Annotated in this window: 13 protein-coding genes; 11 read left to right on the plus strand and 2 right to left on the minus strand. The window is 67.2% G+C overall.

All coding sequences use genetic code 11. The annotated features are described in order from the left end of the window. Window positions 1–19: 19 nt before the first annotated feature. Complete coding sequence (locus tag AC1DBE_RS01565) at window positions 20–955, minus strand: aldo/keto reductase (RefSeq protein WP_476969404.1); 936 nt, start codon at window positions 953–955, stop codon at window positions 20–22. A gap of 51 nt (window positions 956–1,006) precedes the next feature. Here AC1DBE_RS01565 and AC1DBE_RS01570 point away from each other — a divergent pair, with 51 nt between their 5' ends. Both AC1DBE_RS01570 and mshC read left to right on the plus strand, forming a co-directional pair. Further along, entirely contained in the window at window positions 1,007–1,840 is an 834-nt protein-coding gene (locus AC1DBE_RS01570) for an undecaprenyl-diphosphate phosphatase (protein WP_476879331.1), read from the plus strand. Window positions 1,841–1,855: 15 nt separating this feature from the next. Next, on the plus strand, window positions 1,856–3,139 hold the full coding sequence (gene mshC / locus AC1DBE_RS01575; RefSeq protein WP_476969405.1) for a cysteine--1-D-myo-inosityl 2-amino-2-deoxy-alpha-D-glucopyranoside ligase: 1,284 nt from the start codon (window positions 1,856–1,858) through the stop codon (window positions 3,137–3,139). Between the two features lie 57 nt (window positions 3,140–3,196). Here mshC and AC1DBE_RS01580 read toward each other — a convergent pair whose 3' ends face one another. Then, the gene (locus AC1DBE_RS01580) at window positions 3,197–4,102 is read right to left on the minus strand and encodes a PAC2 family protein (protein ID WP_476879332.1); all 906 of its coding nucleotides are present in this window, start codon (window positions 4,100–4,102) and stop codon (window positions 3,197–3,199) included. 121 nt (window positions 4,103–4,223) lie between these two features. Between AC1DBE_RS01580 and AC1DBE_RS01585 the strand changes: the two genes are divergently transcribed. The 9 genes from AC1DBE_RS01585 (at window position 4,224) to pafA (ending at window position 14,256) form a co-directional block, all read left to right on the plus strand. Next, window positions 4,224–4,982: an HAD family hydrolase gene (locus AC1DBE_RS01585; RefSeq protein ID WP_476969406.1), complete on the plus strand. Its 759-nt coding sequence runs from the start codon at window positions 4,224–4,226 to the stop codon at window positions 4,980–4,982. Between the two features lie 73 nt (window positions 4,983–5,055). Next, window positions 5,056–6,210: a site-2 protease family protein gene (locus AC1DBE_RS01590; RefSeq protein WP_476879335.1), complete on the plus strand. Its 1,155-nt coding sequence runs from the start codon at window positions 5,056–5,058 to the stop codon at window positions 6,208–6,210. 99 nt (window positions 6,211–6,309) lie between these two features. Beyond that, window positions 6,310–7,392: a tRNA (adenine-N1)-methyltransferase gene (locus AC1DBE_RS01595; protein WP_476903380.1), complete on the plus strand. Its 1,083-nt coding sequence runs from the start codon at window positions 6,310–6,312 to the stop codon at window positions 7,390–7,392. A gap of 80 nt (window positions 7,393–7,472) precedes the next feature. Beyond that, window positions 7,473–9,275, plus strand: a complete 1,803-nt coding sequence (gene arc, locus AC1DBE_RS01600; RefSeq protein WP_476969667.1) for a proteasome ATPase — start codon at window positions 7,473–7,475, stop codon at window positions 9,273–9,275. A gap of 47 nt (window positions 9,276–9,322) precedes the next feature. Continuing rightward, window positions 9,323–10,933 (plus strand): depupylase/deamidase Dop, encoded by a 1,611-nt coding sequence (dop, locus tag AC1DBE_RS01605; protein ID WP_476969668.1) that lies wholly within the window; start codon window positions 9,323–9,325, stop codon window positions 10,931–10,933. 108 nt (window positions 10,934–11,041) lie between these two features. Next, a complete protein-coding gene (locus AC1DBE_RS01610; protein ID WP_476969407.1) occupies window positions 11,042–11,242 on the plus strand; it encodes a ubiquitin-like protein Pup in 201 nt (66 codons plus the stop codon). Window positions 11,243–11,353: 111 nt separating this feature from the next. Next, window positions 11,354–12,181: a proteasome subunit beta gene (prcB, locus tag AC1DBE_RS01615; protein WP_476969408.1), complete on the plus strand. Its 828-nt coding sequence runs from the start codon at window positions 11,354–11,356 to the stop codon at window positions 12,179–12,181. Between the two features lies 1 nt (window position 12,182). Beyond that, window positions 12,183–12,890: a proteasome subunit alpha gene (prcA, locus tag AC1DBE_RS01620; protein WP_476969409.1), complete on the plus strand. Its 708-nt coding sequence runs from the start codon at window positions 12,183–12,185 to the stop codon at window positions 12,888–12,890. Window position 12,891: 1 nt separating this feature from the next. After that, window positions 12,892–14,256 carry a Pup--protein ligase gene (gene pafA / locus AC1DBE_RS01625; RefSeq protein WP_476969410.1) on the plus strand — a complete coding sequence of 455 codons (1,365 nt, stop codon included), beginning with the start codon at window positions 12,892–12,894 and terminating at the stop codon, window positions 14,254–14,256. Window positions 14,257–14,367: the final 111 nt, after the last annotated feature.

Genomic DNA, 14,367 nt, shown 5'->3' on the forward strand with positions numbered 1-14,367 from the left:
GCCGAAAGAATCCTGCGGGTTAGGCGGGAGCGGAGACGTCCTCGAGAGCCGCCGCAATCTCAGGAGGCAATGGCGTCAGCACTGAGTCCATAATTTCCTTCAACTGGACCGGCGTCCGGGCCCCCACCACGGCCGTGGCGACGCCGTGCTGCGACAAGAGCCAGCTCAGGGACACGTCCAGGGCAGTCCGGCCCAAACCCTTCGCCGCCATTGCGACGGCCTCGACAACACTGGAGGCGGTGCCCTCAAGGTAGGGCTCCACGTAAGCGGCCAGTTTGTGGTGCGCACCCCTGGAATCCGACGGGAGGTGTCCGCGGTATTTACCGGTGAGCACCCCGCGGCCCAGCGGACCCCACGCCATCAGCCCGAGCCCGGCGTCCTCGATGGCTGGAATCAGTTCGGCTTCGGCCTTGCGCTGCAGCAGGGAGTACTCAGCCTGGCAGGCCACCAGAGGGAAATCTGCCACGGCGGCCGCCTTGGCCGTCTGCCAGCCGGTGAAGTTGGAGATGCCGGCGTACCGCGCCCGGCCGGACCGCACCGCGAATTCCAGGGCCGACAGGGTTTCCTCCAACGGCACGTTTGGATCCCAGGCCTGGGCGAACCAGATGTCCACGTAGTCGGTGCCGAGGCGGGCCAGGCTCGCGTCGAGGCCGGACAGCATCCCGTTCCGGGACGTATCGACGCTATGGCGGCTGCCCGACGTCGTCAGCCCGGCTTTCGTGGAGATAACAACCTCTGACCGCGCGACGACGTCGCCGAGCATTCCGCCGAGGACCGCCTCGGCCCCGCCACCGGCGTAGGACGCCGCGGTGTCGATCAGGGTGCCGCCGCCGTCGACAAAGGCGTGGAGCAGCGCCGAGGCGTCCTGCTCATCCGTCTCACCGGCCCACGACATAGTGCCAAGGGAAAGGGACGAGACACGCAACCCACTGTTGCCGACATAACGCTGCTGCATGCCTGCAAGCTTACGGTGCTTCGGAACGTCCATAACGTAGGGTCTATAAACGTGAACTGGTTAGAAGCTGCCTTTCTGGGCCTTGTACAGGGACTGACAGAATTCCTCCCTATCTCCTCGAGCGCCCACCTGCGGATTGTGGGGGCCTTCCTTCCCAACGCCGCGGACCCCGGAGCCGCCTTTACCGCCATCACCCAGCTGGGTACCGAGACCGCGGTGATCGTCTACTTCTGGCGTGACATCGTCAGGATCGTCAAGGCCTGGTTCGGCTCGCTCACCGGCCGGGTCTCCCGCCAGGATCCCGACGCCCGGATGGGCTGGCTGGTGATCCTGGGCAGCCTCCCGATCATCATCCTGGGCCTGCTCTTCCAGGACCAGATTGAATCGGTGCTGCGCAGCCTGTGGATCGTCGCCACCACGTTGATCGTCTTTGGCATGATCCTCGCCGTAGCCGACGCCGTCGGGCGCCAGGAACGCGACCTCACCAGCCTCAGCTACAAGCACGGCATCTTCTACGGACTCGCCCAGGCCATGGCCCTGATCCCCGGCGTCTCGCGCTCCGGCGGCACCATCACGGCCGGCCTGCTGATGGGCTACACCAGGGAGGCCGCAGCCCGGTACTCATTCCTGCTCGCCATCCCGGCAGTATTCGGCAGCGGCCTGTACCAGCTGTACAAGGTGGTTTCCAAGGACGGGATCACCGGTCCCTACGGCCTGCCCGAGACCGCCCTGGCCACCGTGATCGCCTTCGTGGTCGGTTACGTCATCATCGGCTGGTTCCTGCGCTACGTCTCGACCCGCAGCTACCGCATCTTCGTCTGGTACCGCATCCTGCTGGGCTTGGCCCTGTACCTGCTCCTCGGTTTCAATGTCATCAGCGCCTAGCACTAGGCTTGGGATGTGAAATCCTGGATCTCCCGCCCCGTTCCCCAGCTTCCGGGCAGTATGCCTGCACTGCGACTTTTCGACACCGTAACGGGAGGCCCGGCCACCCTTGAGGCGACCGGGCAGCAGTCCATGTACGTATGCGGCATCACCCCGTACGACGCCACCCACATGGGGCACGCGGCCAGCTACGTGGCCTTCGACCTGCTGAACCGGGCCTGGCGCGACGGCCGCCAGCAGGTGTCCTACGTGCAGAACGTCACCGACGTCGACGATCCGCTCCTGGAGCGCGCCACGGCGACCGGCGTTGACTGGCGTGAACTTGCCGCCAGCCAGATCGAGTTGTTCCAGACCGACATGGAAGCCCTCAACGTCCTCGCGCCGGACCACTACGTGGGTGCCGTCGAGGCGATCCCGCGGATTGTTCCGGCCATCGAGTCGCTCCTGGAGCGGGGCCTGGCGTACCGCGTGGCCGGGGGAGCGGGCGAGCCTGACGGGGACGTCTATTACGACGTCGAGGCCGCCGGCAAGCACTCTGCCGAGGCAGAAGACGCCTGGACCCTCGGCTCCGTCTCCGGGCTCTCCGACGCCGAAATGCTCGAGCTGTTTGCCGAGCGCGGTGGCGACCCCGGCCGCGCCGGAAAGCGGCAGGCCCTGGACCCGTTGTTGTGGCGCGTTGCCCGCGACGGCGAACCAAGCTGGCCCGGCGGCGCCCTGGGTGCGGGCCGTCCCGGCTGGCACATTGAATGTACCGTGATCGCCCAGCAGTACCTGCCCGCACCCTTCACTGTGCAGGGCGGCGGCTCAGACCTCGTGTTCCCGCACCACGAGATGGGCGCAGGCCACGCCTACTCCCTGACGGGGGTGCCGCTGGCCAAACACTTTACCCACGCCGGCATGGTGGGGCTGGACGGCGAGAAAATGAGCAAGTCCAAGGGCAACCTGGTCCTCGTCTCCAAGCTCCGGGCGGAAGGTGAGGAACCGGCCGCGATCCGGCTGGCCATCCTGGCCCACCACTACCGCAGCGACTGGTCGTGGACGGCGGAGGGCTTCGCCGAAGCCAAAGAACGCCTCCGCACCTGGCGCGCCGCGGCCGAGGTCGCGCCCTCAGGTTCAGCCGCTCCGCTCCTTGGCCAGCTCCGGGCAGCACTCTCGGACGACCTCGACGCCCCCCGCGCACTGGCAGCTGTGGACGCCTGGGCAGGCGCGGCGCTGACGGCCGACGCCGGTCAGGGGTCCGCGGCCGATGCCGCACTCGTGGGCGACGCCGTCGACGCATTGCTCGGCGTCGAACTTTAGGCTGGTAGCTCCCGGCGCGGTATGACCAGCGCCGGGACCGAAGGGCCTGCCTGGAAGCTAGGGCTTGTCCTTGCCGCGGCGCTTGAGGTACCGCTCGAATTCGCGGGCGATGGATTCACCGCTGGCCTCCGGGAGGTCGGCGGTGTCCTTCGCCTCTTCAAGCTGCCGGACGTAGGCAGCGATCTCGGGATCCTCGGTGGCGAGCTCGTCGACGCCGCGCTCCCACGCGTCCGCGTCCTCCACCAGTTCCTGGGTGTCCACCGGAACCTGCAGCAGCTCCTCGATCCGGTGCAGCAACGCCAGCTGGGCCTTCGGGGAGGGTGCCTGCGCGACGTAGTGCGGCACCGCGGCCCACAGCGAGACTGTAGGCAGGCCGGCAAGCAACGCCACTTCACCGAGCACGCCGACAATCCCCACCGGGCCCTCGTACTGCGAGGCCTCAAGGTCCATCCGTTCCCGCAGCGCGGCGTCGTCCGTTGAGGCGCTGACGGGAATCGGCCGGCTGTGCGGCACGTCCGCGAGCAGGGCGCCGACCAACACCACGTAGTCCACGTTCAGCGCCTCCGCGTGGACCAGCAGCTCAGCCGTGTAGGCCCGCCACTTGTACGAGGGTTCCGTGCCTTGGACGAAGATGACGTCCACGTTTGAGTCGGGCACCCTGGCCTTGAAAATGCGGGTGGAAGGCCACTTGATCTTCCGCTCGCCGGAGGCCGTCCGGCGGATCGTGGGGCGGGTGAACTGGAAGTCGTAGTATTCGTCCGCATCAATGGAGCCGACCTTCTTGCCGCCCCACAGCTTGTTGAGGTAGCGCAACGCATCACTGGCGGCCTCACCGGCGTCGTTCCAGCCCTCAAAGGCCGCGAGCATCACGGTGACGCGCTGGCCCTCGGGCACGGGCTGCAGCAGCCGTTCCGGCTCAGGCGTGGCGCCAGTCTCCGCGGTGTCTGGCTCGAAGCTATTCATGTGTTCACCCTACGTCCAAGTCGCGGGCGCGTGCAGGAAGGAAAACGCCCAAGCCACCTTGAAATTCGCCGACGGCGTAGCCCCGGGCACCCCGCAGTACCCGCACCGTAGACTGAAGGGCATGCGATCCCCAGCCTCCCAGCCCCCGCTCAAAGCCGTCTTATGGGACATGGACGGCACGATCGTGGACACGGAACGCTACTGGATCGAAGCTGAGCACGCCCTTGTGGCGGCCCATGGCGGACAGTGGTCGCACGAAAAAGCGATGCAGCTTGTTGGCCAGTCACTGGTCTTCTCCGCCGGCATCCTGCAGGACGCCGGCGTCGAGCTCGAAGTCCGCGAAATCATCGACACCCTGACCGGGCATGTCGTCAGCCTGGTCCGCCAGTCCGTCCCCTGGCGTCCGGGGGCACGCGAGCTGCTCGAGGAACTGCACACCGCCGGCGTCCGCTGCGCCCTTGTGACCATGTCCGAGGCCCCGCTGGCCCGCGAGATCGTGGCCAGCCTGCCCAAGCCCTACTTCGAGTTCCTCATCACGGGGGACACCGTGGCGCAGGGCAAGCCCCATCCGGAGGCTTACCTCAAAGCGGTGGAACTCCTGCAGGAGGATGACCCTAGCCTGGACCACCGGCACTGCGTGGCCCTGGAAGACTCGGGGCCGGGCGTGGCGGCGGCGGTTGCGTCCGGTGTCATCACAGTGGCCATCCCGCACCTCGTGCCGCTGCCGGATGACCCGCGCCGCGCCACGTGGGACACCCTGGCCGGACGCGGTGTTGCGGACCTTGAAGAACTCGTCGCCCTCCGGCACGCGAACGACGGCGGACTCCCGGGCTCAATCCCCGAACTGGCCGGAACCCGTGGGGGCCGGAGCCTTGACTGAGCAGCCGCCGCAGAAGCCCGCAGGGAACCCGACAGGGGAGCCCGGGGAAGTCCCGTTCTCGCTCCGCGGCGGGATCCCGCTCGGCAGGATCGCCGGGATTCCCGTGGTGCTGGCCTACTCGTGGTTCGCTATCGCCGCCTTCACCGTGATCGCCTATGGCCCGGTGCTCGCACACAACGATCCCCGGCTTGGCGCCTCGGCCTATCTCGTGGCGTTCGCGTACTCGGTACTGCTGCTGGTCTCCGTGCTGGTGCACGAACTGGCCCACGCGCTCACCGCCCGCCTCTATCGCTGGCCGACCCGGAAAATTGTGCTCAACCTGTGGGGCGGCCACACCCAGTTCGAAGAATTCACCGCATCCCCTGGCCGGTCTGTGCTGGTGGCCATGGCCGGACCTGTGGCCAACCTGGTGCTGGCCGGCGCCGGCTGGCTGGTCCTCGCCGGCGGGCAGCTGCACGGCGTGGCGGACACCCTGGCCAACATTTTCGTCTGGGCCAACCTGCTGATCGGCATCTTTAATGTCCTCCCCGGCCTGCCGCTGGACGGCGGGCGACTGGTGGAATCCGCGGTCTGGAAAGTCACCGGCAGCCACGAACAGGGCACTATCGCGGCCGGCTGGGCCGGGCGGATCATCGTCATCGCCCTGGCAACGTGGTTTGTGGTCCTGCCGTTGCTGAGCGGTAACCGGCCGGACACGTCCTTGATGCTGATCACTGTCCTGGTGGGCGGCTTCCTGTGGATGGGCGCCTCGGCCTCGATCCAGCAGGCCAGATACCGGGGCAGGCTCCACCTGGTGGACGCCGCGGCCCTGGCCGAACCCGCCGTCGGGCTTCCGGACACCGCGAGCGTGCTGGACGTGCTGCGGCATTCGCCCCGGGGCGCGCCCGCCGTCGTGCTGTACGGCCCGGACTTGCGGCCGGCCGCCGTCGTCGACGAGTCCGCCGCGGCGGACGTCCCCGAAGCGCTGGCGGCAGCGACACCGGCAACCGCAGTCGCCTACCCTCTGGCTGCCGGCGCTTACGTCAAGGAAGGTGACCGGGGCGCTGACCTGCTGTCCTATCTAGCCCAGCTGCAGGGCTCGGATTACGCGGTGGTTAACAACGCCGGAACTGTCACCGGACTCCTGCGGCAACTGACCGTCCTCAACGCCCTCACGGGAAAGCAAACGCGCGGCTCCGTCCGTCCACGGGCCGGCGGCGAGGCCCGGAACCAGGACCAGAACCGGTAGAGTTACCTGCCGGTCGTGAATTTCCCGGCCCACGACCACGGGCCGGTGCCCGCCGCCCATCCGCGGCCACCCAGCTTTACAGGAGCGAGGAACACCTTCATGAGCAGCGACACCGCCGCCAACCCCACCCCTACCGACGACACGGCAGCCGCCGCCGGTGCCGCAGCGCCCGACGCCGGGGCTTCCGCACCGGTCGGTGCCAACCGCCGCCGCGGACCGTTCCGCGAGGGTGAGCGTGTGCAGCTGACCGATGAACGCGGCCGGATGAACACCATCAGCCTGGAAGCGGGCGGCGCCTTCCACACGCACCGCGGTTTCCTCAACCACGACGAAATCATCGGCAAGCCGGACGGCTCGGTGGTTGTGAACAACGTCGGACAGCAGTACCAGACGCTTCGCCCGCTGCTCTCGGACTTTGTCCTGTCGATGCCCCGCGGTGCCGCTGTGGTGTATCCCAAGGACGCCGGCCAGATCGTCACGATGGCCGACATCTTCCCGGGTGCCCGCGTGGTCGAAGCCGGCGTCGGCTCGGGTGCGCTCTCCATCTCCCTGCTCCGGGCGGTGGGGGACAACGGCTACCTGCACTCCTTTGAACGCCGCGAGGAGTTCGCCGACATTGCCCGCGGCAACGTCGAAACCATCTTTGGCGGCGCACACCCGGCCTGGCAGATCAGCCTCGGCGACTTCCAGGAGGAAGTGGTCCGGACTGAAGCCCCCGGCTCCGTGGACCGCGTGGTCCTGGACATGCTGGCACCGTGGGAATGCCTCGACGCCGTTGCCACCGTCCTCGCACCGGGTGGCGTGTGGATCAATTATGTCGCCACTGTCACTCAGCTTTCCCGCACCGCAGAGGCCATCCGCGCCGACGGCCGGTTCACCGAACCGGATGCCTGGGAATCTATGGTCCGCGGCTGGCACCTGGAGGGCCTGGCTGTACGCCCGGACCACCGGATGGTCGCCCACACCGGCTTCCTGCTGGTGACCCGCCGGCTGGCCGACGGCGTTACCGGCATCTCCGTGAAGCGACGGCCCTCTAAGACCGAGTTCGACGCCGAGGACGTGAACGCCTGGACTCCCGGTGCCGTTGGCGAACGTGCGGTCTCCGACAAGAAACTCCGGCGTGCTGCCCGCGACGCGATCGCAGGCACCAACGTCAAAGACACCCCCGAGGTCACGAACTAGTCCGCATTTCGGATGTCTTCAACAGCACCCGCCGTCTTGGGGCTATGGTCTTAATAGAAGGACGGAAGGGGCTGATGATGATGGAGACTCCGAATAACGAACACGGCGGAACGCCGGCGGAGGACGAGGCCCAGGGGGCAGGCGGGGCCGGCCAGCCGGTGGCCGGAGGTGTGGACTTTGCTGCGAACGAGCTGTCGGTCGCTGAGCGTCAGGTCAACATCCTCCGGGACAAACTCCGCCACATTGACCGCCAGCTGGCGGCTGCCACGCAAAACAACTCCAAGCTCGTGGGCATGCTGGAAACGGCCAAGGCCGAAATCCTGCGGCTGAAGAACGCGCTGGACCAGGAAGGGCAGCCGCCGTACAGCTTCGGGACCATCCTGCAGCTGAACCCCAAGCGGCGGCCCGAGCCGGGAAGCAGCGGGCAGGCAGCAACTGAAGAGTCCGTGGACATCTTCAACGCCGGGCGCAAAATGCGCGTAGGCATCAGCCCGCTCGTGAACCTCAACCAGCTCTCCGTCGGCCAGGAAGTCTTGCTCAACGAAGCCCTCCTGATAGTGGCCGGGCTCGGCTACGAACGGGCCGGGGACCTCGTAACGCTCAAGGAGCTTCTGGGCAGCGACCGCGCCCTGGTGGTGGGACGCGCCGACGAGGAACGTGTCATCAGGCTCTCCGGTGCTCTCCTGTCCCAGAAACTCCGGGTCGGGGATGCCCTTTCCATCGACAGCCGCACCGGCTACGCCCTGGAGAAGATCCCGCGCTCCGAGGTGGAGAACCTCGTCCTCGAGGAGGTCCCGGACATCACCTACCAGGACATCGGCGGCCTGGGGCCACAAATCGAGCAGATCCGCGACGCCGTCGAACTTCCGTTCCTGCACCCGGACCTGTACCGGGAACACGGCCTGAAGGCGCCCAAGGGGATCCTGCTCTACGGACCTCCCGGCTGCGGCAAGACCCTCATCGCCAAAGCCGTCGCCAACTCGCTGGCGGCGCGGGCAGCGGAGCGCGCGGGCAAGTCCGACATGAAGAGCTACTTCCTGAACATCAAGGGACCGGAGCTGCTGGACAAGTACGTCGGCGAAACCGAACGGCACATCCGGCTGATCTTCTCCCGGGCCCGGGAAAAGGCATCCGACGGCAGCCCCGTGGTGGTGTTCTTCGATGAGATGGATTCGCTGTTCCGCACCCGGGGCACCGGCATCTCCTCGGACGTGGAGACCACCATCGTGCCGCAGCTGCTCAGCGAAATTGACGGCGTCGAACGGCTGGACAACGTCATTGTGATCGGCGCTTCCAACCGCGAGGACATGATCGACCCCGCCATCCTGCGGCCGGGCCGGCTGGACGTCAAGGTCAAGATCCAACGGCCCGACGCCGAGGCGGCTGCGGATATCTTCAACAAATACATCACCCCGGACCTGCCGTTCCATCAGCAGGACCTCGCCGAGCACCACGGCGATGCCCAGGCCACAGTGGACGCCATGATCCAGCGCACCGTTGAGGCCATGTACTCCACCGAGAAGTCCAACGAATACCTGGAGGTCACCTACGCCAACGGTGATACCGAAATGCTCTACTTCAAGGACTTCAACTCCGGCGCCGTCGTCCAGAACGTGGTGGACCGGGCCAAAAAGTCCGCCATCAAGGACCTGCTGACCACGGGCCAGAAGGGTCTTCGCATCGACCATCTTCTCCGCGCAGTGGTGGACGAGTTCCGCGAGCACGAGGACATGCCCAACACCACCAATCCCGATGACTGGGCCCGGATCTCCGGTAAAAAGGGCGAACGCATTACCTACATCCGCACCATCGTCCAAGGCAAGGCCGGCCAGGAGCCCGGGAAGTCCATCGAGACGATGCCCACCACGGGCCAGTACCTGTGACCGCGGGTCCCGCGTCGGCATCCTCGGCCCTGCCCGTCGGCGGCGCCATGCGGGTCATGGGATCGGAGACCGAGTACGGCATCCACGCGCCGTCGGCGCCCGGCGCGAACGCCACGATGATGTCGGCACGGGTCATCCAGGCCTACGCCCAGGTGACGCGCCAGCGCGCCGCCGGCGGGGCCGAGACCCGCTGGGACTACACCGACGAGGAGCCGCTCCACGACGCCAGGGGCTGGACCCTCGAGCGGAGCAGGGCCGACCCGGAGCAGCTCACTGACCGGCCGCCGGTCCTGGACGCGGAGGCCGTGGCCCTGGCCTACGGCCGTGCCGAACTGGACCACGACGGCGATGACGAGTCCGGGTCCCTGCTGATGAACATGGTGCTCGGCAACGGGGCGCGCCTGTACGTCGACCACGCCCACCCGGAGTATTCCAGTCCGGAAGTGACGAACCCGCGCGACGCCGTGACGTGGGACGCCGCCGGGGACCTGGTGGCGCTGGCCGCGGTCCGGCGGCTCGCCGCCGACCCCGAGTTGCCGCCGATCAACCTTTACAAGAACAACACGGACAACAAATCCGTGTCCTACGGTTCCCACGAGAACTACCTGATGCCGCGCTCTGTCCCGTTCGGCGAAATCGTGAGGGGCCTGACGCCGTTCTTCATCACCCGCCAGATCATGTGCGGGGCGGGGCGCGTCGGGCTGGGCCAGGACAGCTCACGGCCCGGCTACCAGATCAGCCAACGCGCGGACTTCTTCGAGACCGAGGTGGGGCTCGAAACCACCATCCGGCGCCCCATCATTAACACCCGCGACGAACCCCACGCCACGGCGGACAGGTACCGGCGCCTGCACGTCATCATCGGCGACGCCAACCTCAGCCAGGGCGCCAATTTCCTCAAGTTCGGCACCACCGCCATGGTCCTGAGCCTCATCGAGGCCGGGCTGGCGCCCAGGATCGAGGTCCACGAGCCTGTCGCCGCGCTGCAAACCGTCAGCCACGACACGTCACTCACGGCGACGCTCCGGCTGGCCGACGGCCGCCGCATCACCGCCCTGGACCTGCAATGGATCTACTTCGAGGCCGCCGCCAAGCTTGCCCAGGACACCGGCGTCGCCGACGCGGTGGACGGGGACGGCCACACCCACGCCGTGCTGGAGCGCTGGTCGGCGACCCTGACCGCGCTCGACAGCGACCGGGCCGCCGCAGCATCAACCGTGGAGTGGCTGGCCAAGCTCACCCTGCTCGAGGGCTACCGGCAGCGTGACGGCCTGGAATGGTCCGATGCACGGCTGGGGCTCGTGGACCTGCAGTGGGCGGACATCCGGCCGGAGAAGGGGCTCTACCGCCGCCTCCTGGCGCGCGAGAGGATGCAGCGAATCGTCGACGACGCCGCGATCGCCCGGGCGGTGACGGAACCGCCGTCGGACACCAGGGCCTTCTTCCGCGGCCGCTGCGTCAGCCGCTTCGGCTCCGATCTGGTCGGCGCCAGCTGGGACTCGGTGATCTTCGATCTGCCCGGCCGGGGCAAGCTGCAGAGGGTGCCAACCCGGGAACCGCTGCGCGGCACTGAGGCGCTCACGGCAGGCCTGTTTGCCCGGCACCGCGAGGCCGCACCGTTCCTCGCCGAGCTCCTCGGACTGCCGCCCGGTTCGTGAGCCCAAAGCCCCCCGTGAGGGGCCCTGACGTGGCAATATGGCTTTACAGGGTGTCCCGCTCACGGCGCGGCATCCGGTGGAAATGCAGTGGGATCTAAGGAGAGAACAATGGCAGGCCAGGAGCAGCAGCAGCCGCAGTCCCGCGAGACCGAAATCGAGGACACCCCACCGGCACCACCGGTCGCGCCCGAGGCGCAGGCGTCGGAAGCGACCCAGGGCGTGGATGACCTTCTCGACGAGATCGACGGCGTCCTGGAGTCCAACGCCGAGGAATTTGTCCGGGCTTTTGTCCAGAAAGGCGGCCAGTAGGGCCGCCGACCGGCGGCTGGCTGGCGGGCACTATTGGAGGAGGACCGGGCTGAGGATTCATGGGGCTGAGAGCCGGAAGTCGTTGATCCACTACGTTGAGGGAGTGCACCAGTGCAGGAAACATCAGCCAACCAGGTAGCGGCGAACGCGACGTCCTCATTCACCGAGCACCTGCAGCGCTCCCGGCCCGAGCTCTTGCCGTTCAGCGCCCACCAGGCGGGCGTGCTGTCCGCAGCGTCGTCCGCGCCGCTCCAGGCGCCGCACGCCACCACGATTGTGGCCATGACCTACGCCGGGGGAGTCCTCATGGCCGGGGACCGCCGCGCGACCATGGGCAACGTCATCGCCAGCCGGCACATCGAAAAAGTTTTCCCCGCGGATCAGTACTCGGTTCTGGGAATCGCCGGTACGGCAGGGATCGCGCTTGATATCACCCGGCTGTTCCAGGTGGAGCTGGAACACTACGAGAAGATCGAGGGAACCCAGCTGAGCCTGGACGGCAAAGCCAACCGACTGGGCGCCATGATCCGCGGCAACCTGCCGATGGCGATGCAGGGACTGGCCGTGATCCCGCTCTTCGCCGGGTTCGACCGCCCGGCCGGCATCGGGCGCCTGTTCTCCTACGACGTCACCGGTGGCCGCTACGAGGAGCAGGAGCACCATACCGTCGGCTCCGGGTCCATGTTTGCGCGCGGGGCACTGAAAAAGCTTTGGCGCCCCAATCTCTCCGAAGCCGAGGCCGTCCGGGTAGCCGTCGAGGCACTGTACGACGCCGCCGACGACGACTCAGCCACCGGAGGCCCGGACCCGGTGCGCCAGCTCTGGCCGGTGGTCTACGCCGTTAGCCGTTCCGGCGCCGTGCGCGTTCCCGAACGCGAGCTCGCCGCCGTAGCGGGCACCATCATCGAGGCACGGGCTGCGGCCCAGCGGGAGGCCTGAAATGACCCAGCAGTTCTATGTCTCCCCTGAACAGCTAATGAAGGACCGGGCGGACTTCGCCCGGAAGGGCATCGCCCGGGGCCGGTCGGTAGTGGTGATCAGTTGCCGGGACGGCATCGCGCTGGTGGCCGAGAACCCGTCGCCCTCGCTGCACAAGATCAGCGAGATTTACGACAAAATCGCGTTCGCCGCCGTCGGCAAGTACAACGAATTCGAGAGCCTACGCCAGGCCGGTGTGCGCTATGCCGACGTACGGGGTTACTCGTACGACCGTGAGGACGTCACCGCCCGCGGGCTGGCCAGCGTCTACGCCCAAAGCCTCGGCGCCGTCTTCACCACCGAACAGAAGCCGTTCGAGGTGGAACTGGCGGTGACCGAGGTGGGGGAGAGCCAGGACGCCGACCATCTCTACCGCCTGACGTTTGATGGCTCCATCGCCGACGAACACGGGTTTATTGTGATGGGCGGCCAGGCCGACAAGGTCTCCGAGGCCGTGGCCGCGGGATGGCGCAGCGAACTCGACTTCGCGGGTGCCATCCGGCTGGCGCTGGCCGGGCTCGTCGCGGACAAGGAAGCGACGGCGCTGCCCGCGTCCGCCGTGGAGGTTGGCGTCCTGGACCGCGGCTCGGAAAGCAGCCGCGGCAGCCGCCGCGCGTTCCGCCGCCTGGACGACGCCACAATTGAGGCCCTGCTGGCTGAGGAGAACTGAGATGGACAAGCGTATTTTCGGCATCGAGACCGAGTTCGGCATTTCCTATTCGAGCCCGGAGTCACGACCATTGGCGCCGGAAGAAGTGGCCCGGTACCTCTTCCGCAAAGTGGTCAGCTGGGGGAGATCCTCCAACGTGTTCCTCACCAACGGCTCACGGCTCTACCTCGACGTCGGTTCGCACCCGGAGTACGCTACCGCCGAATGCGATGACCTCGCCCAGCTGATCTCCCATGACCGGGCAGGCGAGCTGATCCTGGACGACCTTGTCGACGAGGCCCAGGAACGCCTGGCCGCCGAGGGCTTCAACGGCACGGTGTACCTGTTCAAGAACAACACCGACTCGGCAGGGAACTCCTACGGCAGCCACGAGAACTACCTGATTCCGCGCCGCGGGGAGTTCTCCCGGCTCGCCGAAATCCTCATCCCGTTCCTCGTGACCCGCCAGCTGATCGCCGGTGCGGGCAAGATCCTGAAGACCCCGCACGGGGCCACCTACGCCTTCTCCCAGCGCGCCGACCACATCTGGGAAGGCGTCTCCTCCGCCACCACCAGGTCCCGGCCGATCATCAACACCCGGGACGAGCCGCACGCGGACGCCGAGTTCTACCGGCGGCTGCATGTGATTGTGGGCGACTCAAACATGTCCGAGACCACCACGCTGCTCAAAGTCGGCACCGTGGACCTGATCCTGCGGATGATCGAGGCGGGCGTCATCATGCGCGACATGCGGATGGAGAACCCGATCCGCAGCATCCGCGAGATCTCCCACGACCTCAGCGGCCGGGCCCTGGTCCGCCTGGCCAACGGCCGCCAGCTGACTGCCCTGGAAATCCAGCGCGAGTACCTGAACAAGGTGACCGAATTCGTGGCCGACCGGGGAGCACACAACGCCCACGTCCCGGTCATCCTGGACTTGTGGGAGCGCACCCTCGACGCGATCGAAAGCGGCAACACCAGCACCATTGACACTGAGGTCGACTGGGCCATCAAGAAGAAGCTGATGGACAGCTACCGCGAACGGCACAGCCTGGACCTCGATGCACCGCGGATCGCGCAGCTGGACCTCACATACCACGACATCTCACGCACCCGCGGGCTTTTCTACCTGCTGCAGTCCCGGGGTGCAGCCCGGAGGCTGGTTGACGATACGGCCGTGAAGGACGCCGTCGACGCCCCTCCGCAGACCACTCGGGCGAAACTGCGCGGCGACTTCGTCCGCCGGGCGCAGGAACTGGGCCGGGACTACACCGTGGACTGGGTCCATCTGAAGCTGAACGACCGCGCACACCAGACCATCCTCTGCAAGGATCCCTTCCGCAGCGTCGATGACCGTGTGGATGCCCTGCTGGACTCTATGGGCTGATACCCAGCTTTCCGCGTTACTCTGGATAAGGTGCCGTTTGACGGCCACCGCGTGCTTTGCCGCTGGCTCATGTCCGGCGAAGCGTCCATCCTGCCCCGACGAAAGTTTTTA

This window comes from Arthrobacter sp. 10T416, assembly GCF_056394165.1.